Origin of the sequence: Pseudomonas sp. PMCC200344 (genome assembly GCF_030053095.1) — a bacterium.
GTDB classification, from domain to species: Bacteria; Pseudomonadota; Gammaproteobacteria; order Pseudomonadales; family Pseudomonadaceae; genus Aquipseudomonas; species Aquipseudomonas svalbardensis.
Map to the genome: position 1 here is coordinate 765,926 of NZ_CP125618.1, position 23,432 is coordinate 789,357.

The window sequence follows — 23,432 nt, forward strand, 5'->3', positions numbered from 1 at the left end:
TCAAGCGCCATGTCTCAGATCAACGATTGATCGTTCCCACGCAGAGCGTAGGAACGATCGATGTGGCGATCAGTAGTCCAGGGCCGCAGGCTTGAGGTACATCCCTTCCTGCGTCATCGCAATCCGGAACTTCAGCACGTCACCGGCCTTGAGCGTGATGTTCTGCGAACCCGGTGCGAGCATGCCCGGATTGCAACCCGGCGCCTGGCCCGGCAGCAGCTTCAGGCGCAAGGACACATTGCCCGGCGGCAGGTTGAACGAGGTGCTTTGTTCCTGGAACAACCGCGCCGACAGCTGATCGTGAATGTACACGCCGATCTCGCAGGAGGTCGCGACTTCCAGGCGCTCGCGGGAAATGATCAGTACGCCATAGTCCTCCCCGGCGGCCTGAACTGAAGGTGTCGCGGCAAATAGGCTGAGAAAGCCTAACAGGCTGAGAGCTGACCAGCGCATGGCTGAATCTCCTGATGTCGAGTCATTGATGGACGCAGCTTGGCCGAGCGCGACGGCGATTGCCAGCCCGGCAGCTCACTTCAGAACTTGACCTTGCCATGATGGCAAGCTCGAGACTGCACACAACTTCACGAAAGGAGTCATCCCATGCAAGTGTTCAGCGTTCAAGGCATGTCCTGTGGTCACTGCGTCAAAGCCATCACCCAAGCGTTGCAAGCCAAGGATCCTGCGGCCAGCGTGCGTATCGATCTGGCCGCGAAAGAAGTCGGTGTCGAGAGTGCTTTATCGGCGGAGCAGGTGATCGCGGTGATCACCGGAGAAGGCTACGAGGTGAAAGTTGCCTGAGACAAAGCGCAATCCCACATGGAATTGCATTCATCCAGTGTTTTTTAATAGTTAGCGACCTAACGGAATGTTCAAGGCGGCCATGCGCGGCTAGACTGTTGGGCTGCCGACCCTGTCCAACTGGATGCCTGATGAATTTCCGTTCCATTTTGATTCTTGGCGCCTTGAGCGCCTTCGGTCCGCTGGCGATCGATTTCTATCTGCCGGCCTTCCCGGCGATGGCGCTCGCCTTCGGCACCGATGAAAAACACGTTCAGCTGACCCTGGCGGCGTATTTCCTGGGCTTGTCCATCGGTCAGCTGGCTTACGGCCCGGTGGCGGATCGCTTCGGGCGCCGCATTCCCTTGCTGACCGGTGTAGGGCTGTTCACCGCGGCTTCCCTGGCCTGCGCCTATGCGCCGAACCTCGAATGGTTGATCGGCGCACGCTTCGTTCAGGCGTTGGGCGGGTGCGCGGGGATGGTGATCGCGCGGGCGATTGTCAGCGATAAATGCGATGCAGTGGGTTCGGCGAAGGTCTTTTCGCAGTTGATGCTGGTGATGGGTCTGGCGCCGATTCTTGCGCCCATGCTGGGCGGGCTGTTGGTCAACACCACCGGCTGGCAGTCGATCTTTCTCGTGTTGACCGGTTTCAGTGCGCTGGCAGGATTGGCCGTGGCGCTCGGGTTGCCGGAAAGTCTGCCGGCCCATGTGCCGCGTCAACCGTTGTCGGGGGCGTTGCGTCAGTACGGTCGACTGTTGTCGGACCGGGTGTTCCTCGGCCACGCCTTGACCGGTGGCATCGCCATCGCCGGGATGTTTGCCTACATCGCCGGTTCACCGTTCGTTTTCATCAAGCTGTATGGCGTGCCGCCCGAGCATTTCGGCTGGCTGTTCGGCACCAACGCGGCGGGCTTCATTCTGGTCGCGCAGCTCAACGCGCGACTGCTGGCCAAGCGTGGCCCGGCGCTTCTGCTGGCGCGCACCGTGTGGATCTACGTTGGCGCCGGTCTGGCGCTGCTGGCCGTCAGTTCGCTGCATACCGCGCAGCTATGGCCATTACTGATTCCGCTGTTTGTCTGCATCGCCAGCCTCGGTTGCATCCTGCCCAACGCCTCGGCCTGCGCCATGAACGGGCAGGGCGCTCGCGCCGGCAGTGCGTCGGCGATGCTCGGTTGCCTGCAATTCAGCGTTGCCGCCGGGGCAGCAGCACTGGTAGGCGTTTTACACGACGGCAGCGCCATGCCGATGGCCATGGTCATCAGCCTGTGCGGAATTCTGGTGGTGAGCGTGGCGATGCTCACCCGGCGTTTGCAAAATGCCCGGGCACTGGTGCAAGCCCAGGTCTGAGGACGGACTCAGCCAGCCGCGCGTTGCTGCTGGTCGGGAAATTGATGAGGGGCGTGCAGGCGCGCTTCAAGGGTTCGGGTGAAGGCGCGGGCTTCGGCTTCGCTACGGAACGTCACAGCATGTTGGTCCAGGCGGACCTGCCACTGGGATTTAGCCACTTCTTTTATCAGGATCTTCATTGCTGACCTCCTTATGTAAAAGATTGCATCGCAGAGGTTTCGATTGTAGACCCGAATACGATCGCAATTATGACAACGGTCAACTCTCTGACTGACGGTGTCGTCCTTTACCGGACGACACGTCTGTCAATGTGTTTCAGAATCCTTCAAGCACAATCTTGCCCCTGGATTTGCCGCTCTCCAGAAGTTCGTGGGCGCGACGCAGGTTGGCCGCGTTGATGGTGCCGAAGTGTTCACCCACCGTAGTTTTCAGCGTCCCGGCGTCGATCAGCCCGGCCACGCGGTTAAGCAATTTGTGCTGCTCGATCATGTCTGCGGTTTCGAACAGCGAGCGGGTGTACATGAACTCCCAGTGCAGCGACAGGCTCTTGCGCTTGAGCTTGGTCACGTCCAGCGCCTTCGGATCATCGATCAGGGCCAGTTTGCCTTGCGGCGCCAAAGCCTCGACCAACTGATCCAGGTGGTGATCGGTCTGGGTCAGGCTGGCGACGTGAGTCACTTGATCGACACCCGCGCGTTTGAGTTCTTCGCTCAACGGCTGGCTGTGATCGATCACCAGGTCGGCACCCAGTTCACGAACCCAGCTCTGGGTTTGCGGACGGGAAGCGGTGCCGATGACTTTCAGCCCGGTGAGCTGGCTGGCCAGTTGCGTGAGTATCGACCCCACACCGCCAGCGGCACCGACGATCAAAAGGCTCTGGCCTTCATCGGTTTTGCCTTCACGCACTTGCAGGCGTTCGAAGAGCAATTCCCACGCAGTGATAGCGGTCAGCGGCAGCGCGGCGGCTTCGGCGAAACCGAGGGTTTTCGGCATATGGCCGACGATCCGCTCATCGACCACGTGCAGTTCGCTGTTGCCGCCCGCACGGGCGATGGAGCCGGCGTAGAACACGTTGTCGCCGGCCTTGAACAGCGTGACTTCACTGCCGACGGCCTTGACCACCCCCGCCACGTCCCAGCCCAGCACTTTCGGCGTGCCCGCTTCAGGCTGGACGTTCTGGCGGACCTTGGTGTCCACCGGGTTGACCGAGATGGCTTTGACTTCCACCAACAGGTCACGCGGGCCGGCAACCGGTTCTGGCAGTTCGATGTCTTGCAGAGAATTTTCGTCGCTGATTGGCAACGAGGCGTAGTAGGCAATGGCTTTCATACGGGCTCCTGAGAAGTAATAAAGAAGGCAGATCAGACGATGGAGCGCAGGCGCTTGAGGTCGAAGTGTTCGAGAAAGTCGCCAGCCTTGGCGCGGAAGTTCTGGATATGCGCGCTGGCGTCATGGGCCTGCAGGGCTTCGTCACTGCTCCATTTTTCGATCATGTAGAAGGCGTGAGGATTGGCGAGGTCCTGGTGCAAGTCGTATTGACCGCAACCAGCCTCGGCGCGGGTCGGTTCCAGCAGCGCACGCAGGTGCTGTTCGAGGGCATCCTGCTGGCCGGCTTTGGCGATGAGGGTGGCGATAGCGGTAAAAGGCTGGGACATGTTCGGCTCCGGGAACAGGGTGAATTCGATGGGACGGATAATTGGCTATTTCTCTGCAAGATAAAACCCGCTAAAAGAGCAGTCTCTTTCAATATTTTTTTGATAATCGAGGCTGAACAATGCTGCGTTTCGATGACTTGCAGTTGTTTGTCCGGGCGGCGGATCTGGGCAGTCTGTCAGCGGCGGCGCGCGGGATGGACATGTCGGCCGCGGTAGCCAGTGCGGCGCTGAAGCGCATCGAACAGCAGCTCGGCGCCCGGTTGCTCGCCCGTTCTACCCGGAGCTTGCGGCTGACCGCTGAAGGCGAGGGATTTCTCGAATACGCTCGGGCCGCCTTGAGCAACCTCGACGAGGGCCGCCGTTTATTGGCCAGCGGTCAGGACCAGGTCAGCGGGATTTTGCAGCTGTCGGCACCTTCGGACTTTGGCCGCAATCTGCTGCTGCCCTGGCTGGACGAGTTTCAGCGAGAGCATCCGAAGCTTACGGTGCGTTTGCTGTTGGGCGACCGCATCGCCGACCTGTTCCGCCAACCGGTGGACATCGCCCTGCGGTACGGCGAGCCGGAAGACTCAAGCCTGGTGGCGCTGCCCATTGCTCCGCAGAACCGCCGCGTTCTCTGCGCCGCCCCGAGTTACCTGGCGCGGCATGGCGAGCCCCGGCAGCTGGAGCAACTGGCTCAGCACAACTGCCTGCTGTTCATGCTCGGCAGCCGGGTCCACGACCATTGGAGTTTTCACGACGGCAAACGAGAGGTCAGCCTGACCGTCAGCGGCGATCGTTTCAGCGATGATGCCGATGTCGTGCGTCTGTGGGCCGTGGCAGGTGCCGGGGTCGCCTACAAATCCTGGCTCGATGTCGCGGCCGATGTGCTGGCCGGTCGATTGCAAGTGCTCATACCGGAACTGCTCTGTGAGCGCGCACCGCTGAATTTGCTGTGCGCCCATCGCGCACAATTGAGTAAGCCGGTGAACCTTTTGCGGGAAATGCTCGCCAGCCGATGCGCCCGCTTGAGTAGCCAATTTCCGACGTTATCGGGCCCCGATCATTAGTCGCAGGCAAATAGCGAAATTTCACTCAGGAACTATCACCACCAATGGTTTCCCAAGGGCAGGAACCGGCGGTTAACCCGCCTATACTAGCGCTCGCCTCATGTACGCACCGTCGATCTCGCAATGGCGAGTCCACATCCGATTCAGCCAGGCCCCATGGTCAATCGCCGCCGCTTTGCGAAACCTGCGAGCAATGGCCTGTGCGATTGGCCGGCTTTGCCCGGTTTATGGCGGTTTCCACGCCTTGGCCGACGACACATTACTGGTCAAGATGTCTCTGAGCAGTAGACGAAACGATTCAACAGGGAGTGAATACATGGAACATGCACCTTGCATCAGCCAGATCGCCACGTTGCTGGCTGACCCCAAGCGCAGCGCAATGATGTGGGCCTTGATGGACGGCTCGGCGCGGCAAACCGAAGAGCTGGCCTTGTTGGCCGGCCTGTCACCGTCTTCGGCCAGTGCGCATCTGGGGCGTTTGTCCGCCGGAGGTCTGTTGAAAGTCGAATTCCGCGGCCGCAAGCGGTTCTTCCGTCTTGCCGCCCCTGAAGTGGGGGTCGCGATAGAGGCACTGGCCAGCGCCACCCTGGCCAGCACGCCTCGGGAAGTCCCGGACGTTTTCAAGCGCACGCCCCCCCTCGCCAAACCTCAGACGGCGCCTTCGTCACTCTTGCGCGCCAGGCTTTGCGACGACCATCTGGGCGGCACCCTTGCCGCCGATCTTTACCAGCGCCTGCTGGATGCGGGTTGGATCGAACAGTTCGATCAGCGGGTCATGATCACTCACAAGGGCGCCACGCAATTGGCGACGAGGGGTGTGTTCATCCAGGCGCTGGCCCATCGCAACAGCCGAGTCGCCTGCGCTTGTCCGGACTGGAGCGAAAGACGCCCGCACATGGGCGGATCACTGGGTGCGGCGTTGCTTCAATTGTTCATGCAGTCAGGTTGGCTGAGCCTGCCCAACGATTCGCGAGCCTTGCAGATCACCGCCTCGGGGCAGCGTGAAATCCATCGATTCGCCAAGGAAACCGAGCTGGAAATGGCGTTGTAGACGCATCGAGATCGACGTCCGAAGCTTCGGGCGTCGTTCAGAGCTGCGAACAGGTCGCATCCAGCAGTAACCCCCAGCAGCTATCGCGCACACTCTTCCGGGGACTTTCGGATTGGGGGAATGTGGCATGGAAACACGAGGCTTCAGCGCGGCAGAACGACTGGAACGGCTGCCCATCAGCGGTTATCACCGGATCATTTTCATCATCATTGCCCTGGCGTTTTTCTTCGACTCCATGGACCTGGCGATGATGACCTTCCTGCTCGGCTCGATCAAAACCGAGTTTGGCCTGACCACGGCGCAGGCCGGATTGCTGGCCAGTTCGAGTTTTTTTGGCATGGTCGTGGGGGCGTCACTGTCCGGCATGCTGGCCGACCGCTTCGGCCGCAAACCGGTGTTCCAGTGGAGCATCGTGTTGTGGGGGATCGCCAGTTATCTGTGCTCCACGGCGCAGAACGTCGAAACGCTGACGTTGTTTCGAATCCTGTTGGGGATCGGCATGGGCATGGAGTTTCCCATTGCTCAGTCGATGCTCTCGGAGCTGATTCCTGCCAAACGGCGCGGGCGTTACATTGCGCTGATGGACGGTTTCTGGCCGCTGGGTTTCGTCGCCGCCGGCGTACTGTCGTACTTCCTGCTGCCGGTAATTGGCTGGCGGGACATCTTCCTGGTGTTGGCGGTGCCGGCAGTGTTTGTCCTGGCGATTCGCTTTTTCATTCCAGAATCACCGCGCTGGCTGGAACAGGCCGGGCACCATGACGTGGCAGACAAGGTCTTGCTGCGCATCGAAGATCGGGTCCGGACATCTCTGGGACGTTCGGATCTGCCTGAGCCGATCCGCCTGCCGAGAGTGGCAAGTACGCCTGGCCATTTCTTTTCCGCATTGCAGCAAATCTGGTCGCCGCTGTACCGCCAGCGCACGATGATGATTTGGAGCGTCTGGTTCTTTGCCTTGCTGGGTTTCTATGGCCTGACGTCCTGGCTCAGTGCCTTGTTGCAGCAGTCGGGTTTTGCCGTGACCCAGTCGGTGTATTACACGGTGTTGATTTCCCTCGGCGGGATTCCCGGTTTCCTGATGGCCGCTTGGCTGGTGGAGCGTTGGGGGCGTAAACCGGTGTGCGTGGTGACGTTGCTCGGCGGCGGGGTGATGGCGTTTCTGTATGGTCAGAGCGCAGTGTTTGGCGGCAATGTCAGCCTGTTGATTGCCTCGGGGCTGCTGATGCAGTTTTTCCTGTTCGGCATGTGGGCGGTGCTTTACACCTACACGCCGGAGTTGTACCCGACATCGGCGCGGGCCACGGGTTCGGGGTTCGCGTCGGCGATTGGCCGCGTGGGTTCGTTGCTCGGGCCAATGGTAACCGGGCTGGTGTTCCCGATGACCGGGCAGGGCGGGGTGTTTGCGCTGGGGGCGATGTGTTTTGCGATTGCGGCGGGGGTGGTGTGGGTGTTCGGGATGGAGACCCGGGGCAAGACGCTGGAAGAGTTGAGCGAGGCAACACCAATCTAAATGTGGGAGCGAGCCTGCTCGCGAAGCGGTGTGTCAGCTGCATCAACATCGACTGACACTCCCTTTCGCGAGCAGGCTCGCTCCCACAGTGGTTATGTGGTGAGTCCTACGGTTTTACCAACCGTGCATCCAGACTGTTCTGCGCCAATTGCTTGGCCTGATCCTGGGTCATGCCCAAATGGGTGTACAACGCGTGGAAGTTCTCGGTGACATAACCGCCGAAGTACGCCGGGTCATCCGAGTTCACGGTCACTTTCACGCCACGCTCGAGCATGTCGAGAATGTTGTGCTGAGACATGTGATCGAACACGCAGAGCTTGGTGTTCGACAACGGGCACACGGTCAACGGGATTTGCTCGTCGATGATCCGCTGCATCAAACGCTCGTCTTCGATGGCGCGCACGCCATGGTCGATGCGCTGGATTTTCAGCAGATCGATGGCTTCCCAGATGTACTCGGGCGGGCCTTCTTCACCGGCGTGGGCGACGGTCAGGAAGCCTTCGTGACGGGCACGGTCAAACACGCGCTGGAACTTGCTTGGTGGGTGACCCATTTCCGAACTGTCCAGACCGACAGCCACAAACGCATCACGGAACGGCAGCGCCTGATCGAGGGTTTTCTCGGCTTCTTCTTCGCTCAGGTGACGCAGGAAGCTCAGGATCAAACCGCTGGTGATCCCCAGTTGCTGCTCGCCATCCTTCAACGCGGCGGCGATGCCGTTGAGCACCACTTCGAACGGCACGCCACGGTCGGTGTGGGTTTGCGGGTCGAAGAACGGTTCGGTGTGAATCACGTTCTGCGCCTTGCAACGCAACAGGTAAGCCCAGGTCAGGTCGTAGAAATCCTGAGAAGTGCGCAACACGTCGGCGCCCTGGTAATACAGGTCGAGAAATTCTTGCAGGTTATTGAAGGCGTAGGCCTTGCGCAGGGTTTCGACATCGCTCCACGGCAGGGCGATCTTGTTGCGTTCGGCCAGGGCGAACAGCAACTCAGGCTCCAGCGAACCCTCAAGGTGCAGGTGCAGTTCTGCCTTGGGCAGGGCGTTCAGCCAGTCGTACATAGTCTTTTCTCATCAGGTGCAGATGGCGAGCATTCTACAGATGCCCGTGGAAACAATTAGCAAAACCTGACCAGCCGGTTCATCACAGCGCTTCCTGTTCCCGTCGATAGGCGTAGGTATCGGCGAAGCGCGAGAGCAGGAATTCGGCGCAGGTGGTGGCCGGATACTTTGCCGGGTGCCGTTCATCCTGACAGCCGGGCAGGCATTCGATGACCGTGTCGGGGTGCGGCTCGGCGAAGAACGGCATCGAGTAACGGTCCACGCCCAGCGGGCTGATCACCCGGTGCGGCGTCGACAGGTAACGGTCGTTGCTCCAGCGCGCCATCATGTCGCCGAGGTTGACCACGAACGTGCCGTCGATTGGCGGTGCATCGATCCACTCGCCTTTAACGTTTCGCACTTGCAGGCCGCCGGCGCCATCCTGATACAGCAGGGTGATGCAGCCGTAATCGGTGTGGGCGCCGGCGCCTTGCTGCTCTTCGGAACTGGCGGTGTGGCGCGGTGGGTAATGAATCATCCGCAGCACGCTGACCGGCTCAACGAAACGGGTGTCGAAAAAGTCGCGCTCGATGCCCAGCGCCACGGTCATGGCCCGTAACAGGGTTTGTGCCAGGGCCTGCATGTCGACGTAGTGCTGCTCCATCAGCGATTCCCAGCCGGGCATCGACGGATGGCGGTTGGGGCCGCGCAGCGGTTTTTCTGCCAACACTTCAGGGTGATCGGCCGGCAGGTGCAGGCCCATGTCGAAGGTTTCTTTCAGGTCGCTGGGTTTGCTCGGGTCGAGTTGTTCGGTGGCGATGGCGCCGTAACCGCGATGGTGACGAGTCTGGGTGATATCGATCTTGAGTTTTTCGGCGACGGGCAGGGCGAAGAAACGTTGAGCGCTGTCGAGTACGGCGTCGATGCGCGACGGGCTGATCGGGTGGCCCTCGATATAGAAAAAGCCCCACTCGCGGCAGGCGCGGTCGATTTGCGTGGCGATGGATTGCCAAGCGTGTGCGTCATCGCTGTAGAGCGGGGCGATATTGATGATCGGGAGCTGGTTCATGCGCAGTCCTTAAGAACGCTGAAAGTCCAATGTGGGAGCGGCGGTGCGGCGATCCGACTTGCTCGCGAAGACGGCAGAGCATTCAACATTGATGTTGGCTGACCCACCGCCTTCGCGAGCAAGTCGGATCGCCGCACCGCCGCTCCCACAGGGTTTTGTGTATGGCTCGGGAATTACTTCGGCATGTCGGCTTTCATGCCTTCAACGTAGTAGTTCATCGATGCCAGCTCCGCATTGCTCGCCGTCGCGCCCGCCGCAATCTTCTCGACGCCTGCCTGATCCTTGATCGGTCCGGTGAAAGGGTGGAAAGCACCGCTTTTGATGTCGGCAATGATCTGCTCTGCCTCGACCTTCACTGCAGCCGGCACCAGATCGCTGATCGGCAGTTCAACCGTACCTTCCTTCAATCCACCCCAGTAATCCTGCGACTTCCACGTGTGGTCGAGCACGCTTTGGGTCGCCTGAATGTAGTGCGGCGCCCAGTCGTTGACGATGGACGTCAGCACCGCTTTCGGCCCGAAGTGCGCCATGTCCGAAGCGTAGCCCACGGCATACACGCCGCGACGTTCAGCTGCCTGGATCGACGCCGGGCTGTCGGTGTGCTGGAACACCACATCCACACCCTGATCGATCAACGCGTTGGCGGCATCGGCCTCTTTGCCCGGATCGAACCAGGAGTTGACCCACACCACCTTGATCTCGGTGCCGGGGTTGTACTTGTTCAGGGCCAGTTGAATGGCGTTGATGTCGCGGATCACTTCCGGGATCGGGAAGGACGCGACGTAACCGATCTTCTTGGTCCTGGTCATCTTCGCCGCGAGAAACCCGCCAACGTAGCGACCTTCATACGTGCGCGCCAGGTAAGTGCCGAGGTTCTTGTCCTGTTTGTAGCCGGTGGCGTGTTCGAAGGTCACCTTGGGAAATTGTTGGGCGACTTTCAGGGTCGGGTTCATGTAACCGAAAGAGGTGGTGAAGATCAGGTCGTACTTGTCCTTGGCCATGTTGCGGATCACCCGCTCTGCGTCGGCGCCTTCAGCGACGTTTTCCACATAGTTGGTGGTGATCTGGTCACCGAATTTTACCGCCAGCGCTTTGCGCCCCTGTTCATGCTGATACGTCCAGCCGTGGTCACCAATCGGACCGATGTAGACGAAGCCGACTTTCAGCGGGTCAGCGGCACTGGCGGTCAGGCTGGCGCTCAGACCGATGGCCGCGACGACGGCGCAAAGCAGCTTCTTCAACGGACGTTTGTGCATGAATTCCAACTCCATGTGGTTGTGAGGTTGGCAACGCCAATGCAAGTTGCTGACCAACAAGACAACAAATACCCAAACTGCGTAACGGCCTTCGCGAGCAGGCTCGCTCCCACAGGAGAACGCATTCCAATGTGGGAGCGAGCCTGCTCGCGAAGTGGCCCTTGAGGCCGATAAAAGTGCATGCCTTGGCATAACTGCCATCCACTGGTGCGCTAAGGTGTAACGAAACGTTAGTGCCGCCCCACAGTCAGTAGCTCATCACCCTGGTTTCGCTTCACACGGCAAAAAAAGGCCCGCAATGCTCACACTCATCAAGCAAGAAAAGTTTCTGTTGCTGGCCCTGCTCGCCGCCGTCGTCGCTTATCCGCTGGAACACTGGATGCTGCACAGCGGCCAGCCCATCGCGTTGACCGCCGGCCTGGTGCTGATCGCATTCATCGTCGTTGCCTCCATGCGCGTCGCCCATCACGCCGAACTGCTGGCCGAAAAAGTCGGTGACCCTTACGGCACGATGATCCTGACCCTGGCCGCCGTGCTGGTGGAAGTGGTGATCCTGGCGATCATGATGAGCAACGAAGCCTCGCCGACCCTGGTACGCGACACGATTTATTCGGCGGTGATGCTCGACATCAACGGCATCCTTGGCCTGGCCGCGTTGATGGGTGGGATCAAGTATGGCGAACAGTCCTACAACGACGACTCGGCGCGCAGCTACAGCGTGATGATTCTCACCGCCATGGGCGTTTCCATGGTGGTGCCGGAGTTCATTCCCGAAGCCAACTGGAAACTCTATTCGGCGTTCACCATTGGTGCGATGGTCGTGCTCTACACCTTGTTCCTGCGCATGCAGGTCGGGCCGCACAGTTATTTCTTCAGCTACAGCTACCCGGAAAAACGCCGCAAGAAAGTCCCGGAGGAAGAACCTGAGCCCATCAATCTGGTGTTGAGTATCGGCACGTTGGTGTTCGGCGTGGTGGTCATCGGCGCCTTGGCCGAAGTGATGTCCAAGACCCTCGACCTGGGCCTGGAGGGGACGGGCGCACCGCCGGTGATCACGGCGATCCTGGTGGCGGCAATCTCGGCGGCGCCGGAGATTCTGACCGCGTTGCGGGCGGCTCTGGCCAACCGCATGCAGTCGGTGGTCAACATCGCCATGGGCGCGTCGCTGTCGACGGTCATTCTGACGGTGCCGGTGATGGAAGCGATGGCGCTCTACACCGGCCAGCCGTTCCAGATGGCAATGACCCCGGTGCAGACCGTGATGGTCTTCCTCACCCTGATCGTCAGCGCAATCAACCTCAACGATGGCGAAACCAATGCCATCGAAGGCATGACCCACTTTGTGCTGTTTGCGACATTCATCATGTTGTCGCTGCTCGGTCTCTAGCCCCACCGCAAAACCAATGTGTGAGCGGGCTTGCTCGCGAAAGCGGTGTGTCAGCCAACAAATATGTTGAATGTCAGTCCGCATTCGCGAGCAAGCCCGCTCCCACAGTTTTTGATGTGTGTTGTGTCAGGTACCGGCAATCAACTGCCGAGCCGCCTGGCTGTGATCCGCAATCAACCCCTTCAAATCCAGTCCTTCAACCTGCCCATCAATCACCCGCCACTTGCCGCCGACCATCACCCGATCCGCCCGATCAGCGCCACACAGCAGCAACGCCGACACCGGATCATGACTGCCGGAGAACCGCAGCTCATCGAGCTTGAACAGCGCCAGATCCGCCTGCTTGCCCACCGCCAGTTCGCCGATATCGGTACGGCCCAGCAACTGCGCCGACCCCTTGGTCGCCCACCCCAGCACCAACTCCGGGGTGATCTTCTCGGCGCCATAACGCAGTCGCTGAATGTACAGCGCCTGACGGGTTTCCAGCATCATGTTCGATGCATCGTTGGACGCCGAACCGTCCACGCCCAAGCCCAGTAACGCGCCCGCTGCGGTCAGGTCCAGTGTCGGGCAAATGCCGGAAGCCAGGCGCATATTCGAACTCGGGCAATGGCAAATGCCGGTACCGGCGGCGCCGAGGCGAGCGATTTCGTCCGGGTTGAAGTGGATGCCGTGAGCCAGCCAGGTGCGTGGGCCGAGCCAGCCGACGCTGTCGAGGTAATCCACAGTGCGCAGGCCGAAGCGTTGCAGGCAGAAGTCTTCTTCGTCGAGGGTTTCGGCCAGATGGGTGTGCAGGCGCACGTCGAGTTTGTTCGCCAGTTCGGCGCTGGCGGACATGATTTCCGGGGTCACCGAGAACGGTGAGCAGGGCGCCAGGGCGATCTGGATTTGCGCACCGTCGCCACGCTCGTGGTACTCGGCGATCAAGCGTTGGCTGTCGGCGAGGATGACTTCGCCTTCCTGCACGGTCTGCTGCGGCGGCAGGCCGCCGTCCTTCTCGCCGAGGCTCATGGAGCCGCGCGTCAACATGGCGCGCATGCCCAGTTCGCGGACGCTCTCGACTTGTACGTCGATCGCATTTTCCAGGCCTTCGGGAAACAGGTAATGGTGATCGGCCGCGGTGGTGCAGCCAGACAGCAGCAATTCGGCCAGCGCGACTTTGCTGGCGAGGGCGAGCTTTTCAGGGGTGAGGCGGGCCCAGACCGGGTAGAGGGTTTTCAGCCACGGGAACAACGGCTGATTGACCACCGGCGCCCAGGCGCGGGTCAGGGTTTGATAGAAGTGGTGATGGGTGTTGATCAGTCCCGGCAGGATCACATGCTCGCGGGCATCGAAGACTTGTCCACAGGGCGCGGAAGGTTGCTGGCCAGCGGCGAGCACTTCGACGATCAAACCGTCTTGCAAAACCAGGCCGCCACGGGCATCGAGGCCATTGGCAGTGAAGATCGCGAGGGGATTTTTTAACCAGGTACGGGTCGCAGGCATGTTGGCCGGCTCCTCTGAAAGTTGGGTTCAGGTTAGCCAGCTCAGTGATTACCCTGTCTGCTGATCCAGGGTCGTCGCGGGGACGAGGTGCGGAGTTTCATTCAAAACCGCGCTGCGGGCAAGCCCGGCCCGACAGGACAACACAAATCCCTTTGTGGGAGCGAGCCTGCTCGCGAAGAGGCCTTCATATTCAACATCAATGCTGAATGACACACCGCTTTCGTCGGAACGCCGCCCGGAGCCGGCTCGCTCCCACAGGGTATTGCGGTGTTACCAGGGAATGGTTTCACCCCGGTAGTTCACAAAATGATGCCCGCCCTTGCCGGTATACGCATTCACCTGATCGACCAACCCGCGCGTGCTGGTGTCCACATCAATGTCAGCGCCTTCACCGCCCATGTCGGTCTTCACCCAGCCCGGATGCAGCGACAACACGGTGAGCTTCTGCTCGCCCAACTGAGTGACGAAGCTGCTGGTCATCGAGTTCAGTGCCGCTTTACTCGCCTTGTACAACGCCAGCTCGGGCGCATCCGGCATGGTTACGCTGCCCAGCACCGAACTCATGAACGCCAGCACGCCGGTATCCGGACGGATCTGCCCGACGAAGCGCTGGGCCAGGTTGATCGGCGCCACGGCGTTGGTGAAAAACAGTTGCCCGACTTCGGCCAGTGTCGCGCCGCCCGGCGTTTGAACTTCCGGGCCTTTGACCCCGGCATTCACGAACAGCAGGTCGAACACTTCGCCCTTGAGCTGCTGGCTGAGGGCGATGACTGCCTGCTGATCGTCCATGTCGAGTTTTTCGATCCGCACCTTGCCCAAGGCCTGCAAGGCTTCGGCGTTCTGCAGGTTGCGCACGGTGGCGGTGACTTGCCAACCGTCGGCCAGCAGGGTTTTCACCAAACCGAGGCCCAAGCCTCGGGAGGCGCCGATGATGAGTGCGGTTTTTGCCGTAGACATAAGTGGCTTCCTTGATAAATGAGGATCACGGATTCAATGGACAACGCTGGCCGAGCCGTTGCTGCAACTCCTGACGCAGCGCGCCGAGTTCGTCGATTCGGGTTTCGATCAGTTTGAGTTTGTCTTGCAGCAATTGCGTGACGGAGCTGTCCGGATCGGGCGACTGCCCTATCGCGGCGACGCTGTTGCCGATCTCGCCGAGGGTAAAGCCCAATCGCTGAGCGGTCTTGATGTACAGCACCAGTTGCACCATGTCCGCCGGATAGTCGCGATAACCGTTGGCGCTGCGTTGTGCCGCAATCAACCCGCGTTGCTCGTAGAAGCGCAGCGTGTCGCGGCTGACGGCGCTGGCCTGGGCTAATTCACCGATGCGCATCATGACGTCTCGAGAGGGCTTGACCCTGGAGCATACTCCAGGCTTTAGCCTTGTTGCTCCCTGAATTTATGGAGCAAGACGGATGTGGACTTCAACGCAATATCGCCGGTTGGTGAAGGGTAGCGCCTGGTATGACTTGATCGTCATGGTGGCGTTTGTCACGCCGTGGAGTTTTGCGGCGTTACATAGAGTTTTGTTGAGCGTGAGTCATGCTTTCAATTTGCCCGGTGAGTTGCCGCCGTTCGAGCCGATGCACATGCTGATGGCCAATCTGTTGGGGTCGATTGTCTGCGTGTGGGCGGTACTACGGATTCGTGATCCGCAGCAGGTGTTTGGGCGGTATGACGCGGTCGGTAGATTTCTGTTTTCGGCTTGGCAGTTGTATGCCTTGCTCCATGGCGCGAGCTCTTTGTTGGCGATTTTCCTGTTCTTTGAATTGGCGTGGGGCGTTGTTCAGGTGTTGCCAGTTCGGACGCTTTCGCGAGCAGGCTCGCTCCCACAGGGGATCCGTGTCGACCCGCAATCCTGAGTTAAACCCGGACTACTGTGGGAGCGAGCCTGCTCGCGAAGAGGCCGGTGCGGTCAACCTTAATGCCCGGCCCGCCACGGCTGCCCCAATGACACTGGCGCATACAACCGTGTGCGCAGCGCATCCCGAGACAGCAGCACCAACACCACAATGGTCGCGACATACGGCAGCATCGCCAGCAGACTCGACGGAATCGCCAGCCCCAACCCCTGCGCCACCAAATGCAGGATGCTGGCGAGCCCGAACAGATACGCCCCCAGCAGCAACCGCCACACCCGCCAACTGGCAAACACCACCAGTGCCAAGGCAATCCAGCCACGCCCGGCGCTCATGTTCTCCGCCCACATCGGCGTGTAGGCCAGCGACAAATAAGCCCCGGCCAATCCAGCCATTGCCCCGCCAAACAGCACCGCCAGCGTGCGCACGCCCAACACCGGCAAGCCCATGGCACTGGCCGCATCCGGATTTTCCCCGACCGCCTGAATGATCAGCCCGACGCGACTTTTCACAATCACCCAGGCCACCAGCGCAAACAGCGCGAACGACACATACACCAGCAGATCCTGCGCAAACAGCATCCGTCCGATCAGTGGCATCTCACTCAGATATGGAATCGCCACCGGCTCGAAACCCGCCAGCGGTTTACCGACCCACGCCGCGCCGACAAAGGTCGACAGGCCCACGCCGAAGATCGTCAGCGCCAACCCGGTGGCCACCTGATTGGCGTTGAACACCAGCGCCACCAGCGCAAACAGGGACGACAACAGCATCCCGGCAAGCATCGCCAGCAACACGCCGAGCCACAGGTTGCCGCTGCTCAACGCGACGATAAAACCGATCACGGCACCAAACAGCATCATGCCTTCCTGACCCAGGTTGAGGACGCCGCTCTTCTCGCAGATCAATTCACCCAAAGCCACCAACAGCAACGGTGTGCCGCAGCGGACCATGGCGTAGAAAATATTGCTCAGCAGATCGATATCCATCACAGCGCTCCTGCTTGTACGACGGTGGCTTGTGCACGACGGGACCAGCGCAGGTTCAAGCGTGGTCGGTAGAGAATCAGCACGTCACTGGCCAGCAGGAAAAACAACATCATTCCCTGGAACAATTGGGTGATTGCCTGGGGCAGATTCATGCTCATCTGCGCGCTCTCGCCGCCGATGTACAGCAGCGCCATCAGCAGACTGGAAAACAGAATGCCGATGGGATTGAGTCGCCCGAGAAACGCCACGGTGATCGCGGCATAGCCATAACCGGGCGAGACTTGCGGCACCAGTTGGCCGATCGGCCCGGTGACTTCACACACGCCGGCCAGCCCCGCCAATCCTCCGCTGATCAATAGCGCCAGCCAGATCAGCCGCTTCTCGCGAAAGCCGACGAACCCCGCTGCGCGCTTATCCAGCCCGAGGACTTTGATCTGGAACCCGATAAAGCTTTTCTGCAGCAACACCCACACCGCCACCAACGCGAGCAAGGCGAAATACACCCCGGCGTGAACCCGACCGTCCTCGATCAACAACGGCAAACGGCTGGCATCACCGAACATCGCCGACTCGGGAAAGTTGAACCCGGCCGGATCCTTCAGCGGCCCATGCACGCAGAACAACAACAGGTTCAGGGCGATGTAATTGAGCATGATGCTGGTGAGGATTTCATTGGCATTGAAACGCGTGCGCAACCACGCCGTCAGCCCGGCCCACCCGGCACCGGCCAGGGTGCCGACGAGCAGGATCAACACCAGCGCCCAGCGACTTTGCAGGTCGATGATGTTCACCGCCAGCGCACTGCCGGCCAGCGCGCCAAGCAGCAACTGACCTTCGGCGCCGATGTTCCAGATTCGTGCTTGGTACGCCACGGCCAGCCCCAACGCGCAGAGCAAAATCGGCAGCGCTTTGACCAGCAGTTCGGAGACGCCATACAGGTCGCTGATCGGTGCGATGAGCAAGGTGTGGAGAGTGAGTAGCGGATCATGCCCCAGTGCGATAAACAGCAGCGAGCCACAGCCCAACGTCAGGACAGCCGCCAGCAATGGCGAGCACCACAGCATCAGGCGCGATTGCTGGCCACGGGGTTCGAGAGAAAGCAGCATGTGAAACTCCGTTAAACCGTTGCACGTGATTTAGGCCCGTCGAACTGGCCAGCCATCCAGCCGCCGACATCGATCAGGCTGGTGTCGACCGTGGCCTTGAGCGCCGACAGCCGACCGCTGCACAAGGCGCCGAGGCGATCGCTGATCTGGAACAGTTCGTCGAGGTCTTCGGAGATCACCAGAATCGCCGCGCCGGCATCGCGCAAGGAAATCAGCGCCCGGTGAATGGTCGCGGCGGCGCCGACGTCCACGCCCCAGGTCGGGTGCGCGGCCACCAGCAGTTTCGGTTGCTGCAGGATTTCCCGGCCGAGGATGAATTTCTGCAAGTTGCCGCCGGACAAGCTTCGGGCCGGTGTCTGGGGGCCGGGCGTCTTGACCCCGAAGCGATGGATGATTTCTTCGGCCAAGGTTTCGACCTTGCCACGCTGGATCAGGCCGTTGCAGACCAGCCCTTGTTGAAAGGCAGTGAGCAGGGCGTTGTCCGCCAGGCTCAGGTCCGGCACCGCGCCATGGCCCAGACGTTCCGCAGGGACAAAGGCCTGGCCGAGTTTGCGCCGTGCATCCGGCCGCAAGTGCGCTACCGGTTGGCCGCCGAAATTGATCGTTGCGCCGTCGTTGCGGCTTAGCACTTCTTCGCCACTGAGCAGGGCCAGCAACTCATCCTGACCATTGCCCGCGACCCCGGCGATGCCGACGATTTCACCTCTGCGCACTTGCAGATCAATGTCATTCAGCGAGCAGCCGAACGGGTCCGGGTTGTGCCAGGACAATCCCGTCACGTTCAGGAATGCATTAGCCCCAATGACTTTCGGATAATCCGTAATCAGCGCGGCGGCTTCACCCACCATCAACTGCGCCAGTTGCCGATCCGAACACTCGGCCGGCACGCAATGCCCGGCCACCCGACCGCCGCGCAACACCGTGGCGCTGTGACACAACGCGCGAACCTCACCGAGTTTGTGGCTGATAAACAAAATGCTGCAGCCCTCGGCAGCCAGTCGGCGCAAGGTGACGAACAATTCGTCGGCTTCCTGCGGGGTCAGCACCGAAGTCGGCTCATCCAGAATCAGCAGACGGATGTCCTGCATCAGGCAACGAATGATTTCCACCCGCTGGCGTTCGCCGATCGACAGGCTGTGGACAAGTCGCTCCGGCTCCAGCGCCATGCCGTAGCGTCGGGAGACTTCACGAATCTTTGGCTCAAGCTGTTTCGGTGTACCAGCCGCCGCGCCCATCGCCAAGGCAATGTTCTGCGCCACGCTCAAAGTCTCGAACAGCGAGAAATGCTGAAATACCATGCCGATCCCCAGCCCCCGAGCCTGAGCCGGGTTGCGCATAGTCACGCGTTGCCCTTGCCAGATCATCTCGCCGGAATCTGCATGGGTGACGCCGTAAATGATCTTCATCAGCGTACTTTTGCCCGCGCCGTTTTCGCCGAGCAGGGCATGGATCTCGCCGGGTGCAATGCTCAGGTCGATGGCGTCGTTGGCCAGGCAACCGGGGTAGCGCTTGCTGATTCTGCGCAGTTGCAGACGAGGTGTTGGATCGGGGATCGGCACGGGGTTGGGCATGACAGGCTCGGGTCGATTGAAGTGATGCCTGTGGACAAAGCAATTTCCTGGCCATTGAGTCAGGAAAGCTCAAAAACGTTACAGGTGAAGGCTTTGCAGACGGCGCCTCGCCCTATGTCGATCCCGAACCAGGCACCACTTGAGAGCAAAGCCGTTGATCAGGCTCCAGTTTTGCTCTGGGTGTTTGGTCAAAAAACGAGCAGCTGACGGCAAGCCATGCCGGACATGGGGCCGCGACGGTCATGAACGGGTTATCCACAGATTGCTCCACAGTATTTGTGCGCAAGCCCGAAGCTCGGGCATAAGCACTGTGTGGCTTTCTTCTAAAGGTGATAAACCGCGCTAACTGATTGTTTTCAGGTGGATTTAGTTTTTTTGATGGCAGATTGGACGAAAAATGAGCAAAGCCCGCAAAGCCGCATGACAGAAGGGTTACAGCCGGGTGTGCTCAGGTTATCCACAGCCGGGTGCACAGTAGATGTGGGCAAATGCACCGGTTCGACGAAAGGGCTGTGGACGATATTGGTGCGATTAATGCTGCAACAAAATGCGCCCGCGGCTCAAATCCGCCAGCTGCGTTTGCAGGGTATCGACCTGGCTTTCGCCGATCGCCAATTGCAGCTCCACGCCGTTGGCCGTGAACGTTTCTTCCACAACCAATCCACCCAGTTCCGCCACCCGAAGCTTCACCAGCGGCAACTCTGCAAAAGCACAGGCACAACTCACCGGCACCCGACTGATCAGTTCAACCTTTGCCGCCGCTTGCAGGCACTTGTTGGCGCCGCCGCCATACGCCCGGGCGAGGCCACCGGTGCCGAGTTGAATACCGCCATACCAACGAATCACCAGCACCGCGACCTGATCGCAATCCTGCGCGTCGATTGCCGCCAGAATCGGCCGGCCAGCGGTGCCGCCGGGCTCGCCGTCGTCAGCGCTGCGGTATTGGTCGCCAAGCTTCCAGGCCCAGCAATTGTGCGAGGCATTCAAATCGCTGTGCTGTTCGATGAACGCCTGGGCTTCAGCGGGGCTGCTGATCGGCGCGGCGAAAGTGATGAAGCGGCTTTTGCGAATCTCTTCGCGGTACTCGCAAAAACCGCTGAGGGTAAAAGGCATAAGAGTCTTAGATCGTTGGCGTCAGGCCGCAGCCCTTGAGGATGATGCGGATCAGGTTGTTGCCGGCGTCTTCCATGTCCTGCTTGGTCAACTTAGTGCGACCGCTGACACGACAGATCTGCGTGGCGAAATCGGCGTAATGCTGAGTGCTGCCCCACAACAGGAAGATCAGGTTCACCGGGTCTACCGGATCCATCTTGCCGGCATCGATCCACGCCTGGAACACGCCGGCCCGGCCCTGGAACCAGGCGCGATAATCCTGGTTGAAGTACTCGGTCAGGCACTCGCCACCGCTGATCACTTCCATCGCGAAGATCCGCGAGGCTTGCGGCTGACGACGGGAGAATTCCATCTTGGCGCGGATGTAACGCGTCAGCGCTTCGGCCGGATCATCATCAAAGGTCAGGGTGTTGAAGGTGCTGTCCCACAACTGGAGGATGTTGCTCAACACCGCCACGTACAAACCGAGTTTGTTGGTGAAGTAGTAATGCAGATTCGCCTTGGGCAACCCGGCATTCAGGGCGATGGTGTTCATGCTGGTGCCTTTGAACCCGTGACGGGCGAACTCGTCTTCGGCGGCTTTGATGATGGTCTCTTCGTTCTTTTGACGAATGCGGCTGGCAGGTTTGCCGCCGTGAGCGGGGACTTCAAAGGTCATAGGCACTTCCGAACAGGTGGGTGGGTGCAACCAGTGCGTTGATAGCGCACCCACCGGCATCAGACAAGTCCTGACGCAATATAACCTAGCGTGTCGCAGCCAGGCTCTCCAAAAAGCTTTCCAGCACCAAATGCGGGCGACGGCCCTTGCGCGTGACCGATGCAAGGCTCAGGTCATAAAAACGCACCTTTGGTTTCAGCGCACGCAACCGGCCTTGCTGCACCCAGAGGCTGGCGTAGTGGTCCGGCAGGTAGCCGATGTAGCGTCCGGTGAGGATCAGGAACGCCATGCCTTCACGGTCCGAGGCACTGGCGGTGCAATTGAGCGCCTGGTAATGGGCCTGGATTTCCGCGGGCAAACGGAAAGTCGGCGCGATGGCGTCCTGGCTATTGAGGCGCTCGTCATCCAGTTGTTTATCGTCGACATAAAACAACGGATGACCGACCGCGCAATACAGCAGCGAGCGTTCGCTATAAAGCGGCTGATATTCCAACCCCGACAGCGCGCTGGCTTGCGGCACCACGCCGACATGCAATCGACCGTCGAGCACGCCTTGTTCGACTTCATTGGGCGCGATCATGCGGATCTGAATCTGCACGTCCGGCCCGCGTTCCTTCAATTGCGCCAAGGCGTGGGTGATGCGCATGTGGGGCAGGGTGACCAGATTATCGGTCAGGCCGATGGTCAATTCGCCGCGCAGATGTTGGTGCAGGCCGTTGACCTCGGTGCGGAAGCTTTCCAGCGCACTTAATAGCTGCAACGCCGATTGGTAAACCTCGCGACCTTCTTCGGTCAGGGAAAACCCGGCGCGACCCCGTTGGCATAAACGCAGACCGAGGCGCTGTTCCAGATCGCTCATTTGCTGGCTGATGGCCGAGCGGCCGATCCCCAGCACCGATTCCGCCGCGGAGAAGCCGCCGCACTCCACCACACTGCGAAATATCCGAAGCAGGCGGATATCAAAGTCACTGACTTGCGCCAACGGATCGGGGCGGCGGCTGCTCATAGTTTAGTGGTGACCTGACTGAACGTTAGAAGAGTTGGATTTCACCGACTTTATCCCCGTGGCAATTTAGCTGCAAGAACGCTTTTGATCTCTATGCCGCTTATTGCCCTGCGAGGTTTTGCCCATGAACTTGCCTGAAAACAACCCGACTTCCCTGGCCAGCCAGCTCAAGCTCGATGCTCACTGGATGCCCTACACCGCCAACCGTAATTTCCAGCGCGATCCGCGACTGATCGTGGCGGCTGAAGGCAGTTGGCTGATCGATGACAAGGGGCGCAAGGTTTACGACTCGCTCTCCGGTTTGTGGACCTGTGGCGCCGGGCATACCCGCAAGGAAATTCAGGAAGCGGTCGCCAAGCAATTGGGCACCCTCGATTACTCGCCAGGCTTCCAGTACGGCCATCCGCTTTCGTTCCAGCTGGCTGAGAAAATCACCGACCTGACCCCGGGCAATCTCAATCACGTGTTCTTCACTGACTCGGGATCCGAGTGCGCTGACACGGCAGTGAAGATGGTGCGTGCTTACTGGCGCCTGAAAGGCCAGGCCACCAAGACCAAGATGATCGGCCGTGCCCGTGGTTATCACGGCGTGAACATCGCCGGCACGAGCCTCGGTGGCGTGAACGGAAACCGCAAAATGTTCGGTCAGGCGATGATGGACGTCGATCACCTGCCTCACACCTTGTTGGCGAGCAATGCTTATTCCCGTGGCATGCCGACAGAGGGCGGTATCGCCCTGGCGGATGAACTGCTCAAGTTGATCGAGCTGCATGACGCTTCGAACATCGCTGCAGTGTTCGTCGAGCCAATGGCCGGTTCCGCTGGCGTACTGGTTCCACCACAGGGCTACCTCAAGCGTCTGCGCGAGATCTGCGATCAGCACAACATCCTGCTGGTGTTCGACGAAGTGATCACCGGTTTCGGCCGTACCGGTTCGATGTTCGGTGCCGACAGCTTCGGCGTGACCCCGGACCTGATGTGCATCGCCAAGCAAGTCACTAACGGCGCGATCCCGATGGGCGCGGTGATTGCCAGCTCCGAGATCTACCAGACCTTCATGAACCAGGCGACGCCGGAGTACGCGGTGGAATTCCCGCACGGCTACACCTATTCCGCGCACCCGGTGGCTTGCGCTGCTGGCCTGGCAGCACTCGACCTGCTGCAAAAGGAAAACCTGGTGCAGAGCGTGGCCGAAGTCGCGCCGCATTTCGAAAATGCGCTGCACGGTCTGAAGGGCTCGAAAAACATCATCGATATTCGTAACTACGGCCTGGCCGGCGCAATCCAGATCGCGCCTCGTGACGGCGACGCCATCGTGCGTCCGTTCGAAGCAGGCATGGCGTTGTGGAAAGCCGGGTTCTACGTGCGCTTCGGCGGCGACACCCTGCAGTTCGGCCCAACCTTCAACAGCAAGCCGCAAGACCTTGATCGTCTGTTCGACGCGGTCGGCGAAGTGCTGAACAAAATCGACTGATTTCTCCCTCTATTCTCTCTATATAAAGACGG

The 23,432-nt window shown here is 60.1% G+C and carries 24 protein-coding genes; 8 read left to right on the forward strand and 16 right to left on the reverse strand.

The window, feature by feature from the left end:
• Window positions 1-69: 69 nt before the first annotated feature.
• Complete coding sequence (locus QFW87_RS03365) at window positions 70-453, reverse strand: hypothetical protein (protein WP_283182826.1); 384 nt, start codon at window positions 451-453, stop codon at window positions 70-72.
• A gap of 147 nt (window positions 454-600) precedes the next feature.
• On the opposite strand from QFW87_RS03365, the gene QFW87_RS03370 reads away from it, so the two are divergent.
• Window positions 601-798: a cation transporter gene (locus tag QFW87_RS03370; protein WP_283182827.1), complete on the forward strand. Its 198-nt coding sequence runs from the start codon at window positions 601-603 to the stop codon at window positions 796-798.
• A 131-nt stretch (window positions 799-929) separates the two neighbouring features.
• Window positions 930-2,126 (forward strand): multidrug effflux MFS transporter, encoded by a 1,197-nt coding sequence (locus QFW87_RS03375; RefSeq protein ID WP_283182828.1) that lies wholly within the window; start codon window positions 930-932, stop codon window positions 2,124-2,126.
• Between the two features lie 8 nt (window positions 2,127-2,134).
• Here the strand turns inward: QFW87_RS03375 and QFW87_RS03380 are convergent, their stop codons facing one another.
• The 3 genes from QFW87_RS03380 to QFW87_RS03390 all read right to left on the reverse strand — a co-directional run bounded on the left by QFW87_RS03380 (window position 2,135) and on the right by QFW87_RS03390 (window position 3,781).
• Window positions 2,135-2,305, reverse strand: coding sequence for a hypothetical protein (locus tag QFW87_RS03380; protein WP_176471512.1), 171 nt, complete (start codon window positions 2,303-2,305; stop codon window positions 2,135-2,137).
• Window positions 2,306-2,441: 136 nt separating this feature from the next.
• On the reverse strand, window positions 2,442-3,455 hold the full coding sequence (locus QFW87_RS03385; RefSeq protein ID WP_283182829.1) for a zinc-binding alcohol dehydrogenase family protein: 1,014 nt from the start codon (window positions 3,453-3,455) through the stop codon (window positions 2,442-2,444).
• A gap of 32 nt (window positions 3,456-3,487) precedes the next feature.
• Window positions 3,488-3,781, reverse strand: a complete 294-nt coding sequence (locus QFW87_RS03390) for a putative quinol monooxygenase (protein ID WP_134421269.1) — start codon at window positions 3,779-3,781, stop codon at window positions 3,488-3,490.
• Window positions 3,782-3,900: 119 nt separating this feature from the next.
• Here QFW87_RS03390 and QFW87_RS03395 point away from each other — a divergent pair, with 119 nt between their 5' ends.
• The 3 genes from QFW87_RS03395 (at window position 3,901) to QFW87_RS03405 (ending at window position 7,388) form a co-directional block, all read left to right on the forward strand.
• Entirely contained in the window at window positions 3,901-4,830 is a 930-nt protein-coding gene (locus tag QFW87_RS03395) for a LysR family transcriptional regulator (RefSeq protein WP_283189812.1), read from the forward strand.
• A gap of 316 nt (window positions 4,831-5,146) precedes the next feature.
• Entirely contained in the window at window positions 5,147-5,881 is a 735-nt protein-coding gene (locus QFW87_RS03400; protein WP_283189813.1) for a helix-turn-helix transcriptional regulator, read from the forward strand.
• 127 nt (window positions 5,882-6,008) lie between these two features.
• Complete coding sequence (locus tag QFW87_RS03405) at window positions 6,009-7,388, forward strand: MFS transporter (RefSeq protein ID WP_283189814.1); 1,380 nt, start codon at window positions 6,009-6,011, stop codon at window positions 7,386-7,388.
• 106 nt (window positions 7,389-7,494) lie between these two features.
• On the opposite strand, the gene QFW87_RS03410 is transcribed toward QFW87_RS03405, so the two are convergent.
• The 3 genes from QFW87_RS03410 to QFW87_RS03420 all read right to left on the reverse strand — a co-directional run bounded on the left by QFW87_RS03410 (window position 7,495) and on the right by QFW87_RS03420 (window position 10,752).
• A complete protein-coding gene (locus QFW87_RS03410) occupies window positions 7,495-8,448 on the reverse strand; it encodes an adenosine deaminase (protein ID WP_283182832.1) in 954 nt (317 codons plus the stop codon).
• An 82-nt stretch (window positions 8,449-8,530) separates the two neighbouring features.
• Window positions 8,531-9,496 carry a 2-oxoglutarate and iron-dependent oxygenase domain-containing protein gene (locus QFW87_RS03415; RefSeq protein WP_283182833.1) on the reverse strand — a complete coding sequence of 322 codons (966 nt, stop codon included), beginning with the start codon at window positions 9,494-9,496 and terminating at the stop codon, window positions 8,531-8,533.
• Between the two features lie 173 nt (window positions 9,497-9,669).
• Window positions 9,670-10,752 (reverse strand): BMP family ABC transporter substrate-binding protein, encoded by a 1,083-nt coding sequence (locus QFW87_RS03420; RefSeq protein ID WP_283189815.1) that lies wholly within the window; start codon window positions 10,750-10,752, stop codon window positions 9,670-9,672.
• Window positions 10,753-11,050: 298 nt separating this feature from the next.
• On the opposite strand from QFW87_RS03420, the gene QFW87_RS03425 reads away from it, so the two are divergent.
• Entirely contained in the window at window positions 11,051-12,139 is a 1,089-nt protein-coding gene (locus QFW87_RS03425; RefSeq protein ID WP_283182835.1) for a calcium:proton antiporter, read from the forward strand.
• A gap of 126 nt (window positions 12,140-12,265) precedes the next feature.
• Here QFW87_RS03425 and QFW87_RS03430 read toward each other — a convergent pair whose 3' ends face one another.
• From QFW87_RS03430 to QFW87_RS03440, 3 genes are all read right to left on the reverse strand, one after another.
• Window positions 12,266-13,624 (reverse strand): 8-oxoguanine deaminase, encoded by a 1,359-nt coding sequence (locus QFW87_RS03430; protein WP_283189816.1) that lies wholly within the window; start codon window positions 13,622-13,624, stop codon window positions 12,266-12,268.
• Window positions 13,625-13,894: 270 nt separating this feature from the next.
• The gene (locus tag QFW87_RS03435) at window positions 13,895-14,581 is read right to left on the reverse strand and encodes an SDR family oxidoreductase (protein WP_283189817.1); all 687 of its coding nucleotides are present in this window, start codon (window positions 14,579-14,581) and stop codon (window positions 13,895-13,897) included.
• 25 nt (window positions 14,582-14,606) lie between these two features.
• Window positions 14,607-14,957, reverse strand: coding sequence for a MerR family transcriptional regulator (locus QFW87_RS03440; RefSeq protein ID WP_283190875.1), 351 nt, complete (start codon window positions 14,955-14,957; stop codon window positions 14,607-14,609).
• A gap of 82 nt (window positions 14,958-15,039) precedes the next feature.
• Between QFW87_RS03440 and QFW87_RS03445 the strand changes: the two genes are divergently transcribed.
• Window positions 15,040-15,486, forward strand: a complete 447-nt coding sequence (locus QFW87_RS03445) for a hypothetical protein (RefSeq protein WP_283189818.1) — start codon at window positions 15,040-15,042, stop codon at window positions 15,484-15,486.
• 59 nt (window positions 15,487-15,545) lie between these two features.
• Here QFW87_RS03445 and QFW87_RS03450 read toward each other — a convergent pair whose 3' ends face one another.
• From QFW87_RS03450 to QFW87_RS03475, 6 genes are all read right to left on the reverse strand, one after another.
• The gene (locus QFW87_RS03450) at window positions 15,546-16,472 is read right to left on the reverse strand and encodes an ABC transporter permease (RefSeq protein WP_283189819.1); all 927 of its coding nucleotides are present in this window, start codon (window positions 16,470-16,472) and stop codon (window positions 15,546-15,548) included.
• Entirely contained in the window at window positions 16,472-17,578 is a 1,107-nt protein-coding gene (locus QFW87_RS03455; RefSeq protein WP_283189820.1) for an ABC transporter permease, read from the reverse strand. Before QFW87_RS03455 ends, QFW87_RS03450 begins: the two co-directional genes overlap by 1 nt.
• An 11-nt stretch (window positions 17,579-17,589) precedes the next feature.
• A complete protein-coding gene (locus tag QFW87_RS03460) occupies window positions 17,590-19,149 on the reverse strand; it encodes an ABC transporter ATP-binding protein (RefSeq protein WP_283189821.1) in 1,560 nt (519 codons plus the stop codon).
• A gap of 531 nt (window positions 19,150-19,680) precedes the next feature.
• Entirely contained in the window at window positions 19,681-20,262 is a 582-nt protein-coding gene (locus tag QFW87_RS03465) for a YigZ family protein (RefSeq protein WP_283189822.1), read from the reverse strand.
• A 7-nt stretch (window positions 20,263-20,269) separates the two neighbouring features.
• Complete coding sequence (locus QFW87_RS03470; RefSeq protein ID WP_056746120.1) at window positions 20,270-20,920, reverse strand: TetR/AcrR family transcriptional regulator; 651 nt, start codon at window positions 20,918-20,920, stop codon at window positions 20,270-20,272.
• An 85-nt stretch (window positions 20,921-21,005) separates the two neighbouring features.
• Window positions 21,006-21,926 carry a LysR family transcriptional regulator gene (locus tag QFW87_RS03475; protein ID WP_046044702.1) on the reverse strand — a complete coding sequence of 307 codons (921 nt, stop codon included), beginning with the start codon at window positions 21,924-21,926 and terminating at the stop codon, window positions 21,006-21,008.
• A gap of 124 nt (window positions 21,927-22,050) precedes the next feature.
• Between QFW87_RS03475 and QFW87_RS03480 the strand changes: the two genes are divergently transcribed.
• Window positions 22,051-23,400 carry an aspartate aminotransferase family protein gene (locus tag QFW87_RS03480; RefSeq protein WP_129438726.1) on the forward strand — a complete coding sequence of 450 codons (1,350 nt, stop codon included), beginning with the start codon at window positions 22,051-22,053 and terminating at the stop codon, window positions 23,398-23,400.
• Window positions 23,401-23,432 lie beyond the last annotated feature (32 nt).

What these genes read in the sequence shown, in the direction of transcription:
- QFW87_RS03365 (WP_283182826.1), bottom strand. Translation starts at nt 453, where the DNA reads ATGCGCTGGTCAGCTCTCAGCCTGTTAGGCTTTCTCAGCCTATTTGCC.
- QFW87_RS03370 (WP_283182827.1), top strand. Translation starts at nt 601, where the DNA reads ATGCAAGTGTTCAGCGTTCAAGGCATGTCCTGTGGTCACTGCGTCAAA.
- QFW87_RS03375 (WP_283182828.1), top strand. Translation starts at nt 930, where the DNA reads ATGAATTTCCGTTCCATTTTGATTCTTGGCGCCTTGAGCGCCTTCGGT.
- QFW87_RS03380 (WP_176471512.1), bottom strand. Translation starts at nt 2,305, where the DNA reads ATGAAGATCCTGATAAAAGAAGTGGCTAAATCCCAGTGGCAGGTCCGC.
- QFW87_RS03385 (WP_283182829.1), bottom strand. Translation starts at nt 3,455, where the DNA reads ATGAAAGCCATTGCCTACTACGCCTCGTTGCCAATCAGCGACGAAAAT.
- QFW87_RS03390 (WP_134421269.1), bottom strand. Translation starts at nt 3,781, where the DNA reads ATGTCCCAGCCTTTTACCGCTATCGCCACCCTCATCGCCAAAGCCGGC.
- QFW87_RS03395 (WP_283189812.1), top strand. Translation starts at nt 3,901, where the DNA reads ATGCTGCGTTTCGATGACTTGCAGTTGTTTGTCCGGGCGGCGGATCTG.
- QFW87_RS03400 (WP_283189813.1), top strand. Translation starts at nt 5,147, where the DNA reads ATGGAACATGCACCTTGCATCAGCCAGATCGCCACGTTGCTGGCTGAC.
- QFW87_RS03405 (WP_283189814.1), top strand. Translation starts at nt 6,009, where the DNA reads ATGGAAACACGAGGCTTCAGCGCGGCAGAACGACTGGAACGGCTGCCC.
- QFW87_RS03410 (WP_283182832.1), bottom strand. Translation starts at nt 8,448, where the DNA reads ATGTACGACTGGCTGAACGCCCTGCCCAAGGCAGAACTGCACCTGCAC.
- QFW87_RS03415 (WP_283182833.1), bottom strand. Translation starts at nt 9,496, where the DNA reads ATGAACCAGCTCCCGATCATCAATATCGCCCCGCTCTACAGCGATGAC.
- QFW87_RS03420 (WP_283189815.1), bottom strand. Translation starts at nt 10,752, where the DNA reads ATGCACAAACGTCCGTTGAAGAAGCTGCTTTGCGCCGTCGTCGCGGCC.
- QFW87_RS03425 (WP_283182835.1), top strand. Translation starts at nt 11,051, where the DNA reads ATGCTCACACTCATCAAGCAAGAAAAGTTTCTGTTGCTGGCCCTGCTC.
- QFW87_RS03430 (WP_283189816.1), bottom strand. Translation starts at nt 13,624, where the DNA reads ATGCCTGCGACCCGTACCTGGTTAAAAAATCCCCTCGCGATCTTCACT.
- QFW87_RS03435 (WP_283189817.1), bottom strand. Translation starts at nt 14,581, where the DNA reads ATGTCTACGGCAAAAACCGCACTCATCATCGGCGCCTCCCGAGGCTTG.
- QFW87_RS03440 (WP_283190875.1), bottom strand. Translation starts at nt 14,957, where the DNA reads ATGCGCATCGGTGAATTAGCCCAGGCCAGCGCCGTCAGCCGCGACACG.
- QFW87_RS03445 (WP_283189818.1), top strand. Translation starts at nt 15,040, where the DNA reads ATGTGGACTTCAACGCAATATCGCCGGTTGGTGAAGGGTAGCGCCTGG.
- QFW87_RS03450 (WP_283189819.1), bottom strand. Translation starts at nt 16,472, where the DNA reads ATGGATATCGATCTGCTGAGCAATATTTTCTACGCCATGGTCCGCTGC.
- QFW87_RS03455 (WP_283189820.1), bottom strand. Translation starts at nt 17,578, where the DNA reads ATGCTGCTTTCTCTCGAACCCCGTGGCCAGCAATCGCGCCTGATGCTG.
- QFW87_RS03460 (WP_283189821.1), bottom strand. Translation starts at nt 19,149, where the DNA reads ATGCCCAACCCCGTGCCGATCCCCGATCCAACACCTCGTCTGCAACTG.
- QFW87_RS03465 (WP_283189822.1), bottom strand. Translation starts at nt 20,262, where the DNA reads ATGCCTTTTACCCTCAGCGGTTTTTGCGAGTACCGCGAAGAGATTCGC.
- QFW87_RS03470 (WP_056746120.1), bottom strand. Translation starts at nt 20,920, where the DNA reads ATGACCTTTGAAGTCCCCGCTCACGGCGGCAAACCTGCCAGCCGCATT.
- QFW87_RS03475 (WP_046044702.1), bottom strand. Translation starts at nt 21,926, where the DNA reads ATGAGCAGCCGCCGCCCCGATCCGTTGGCGCAAGTCAGTGACTTTGAT.
- QFW87_RS03480 (WP_129438726.1), top strand. Translation starts at nt 22,051, where the DNA reads ATGAACTTGCCTGAAAACAACCCGACTTCCCTGGCCAGCCAGCTCAAG.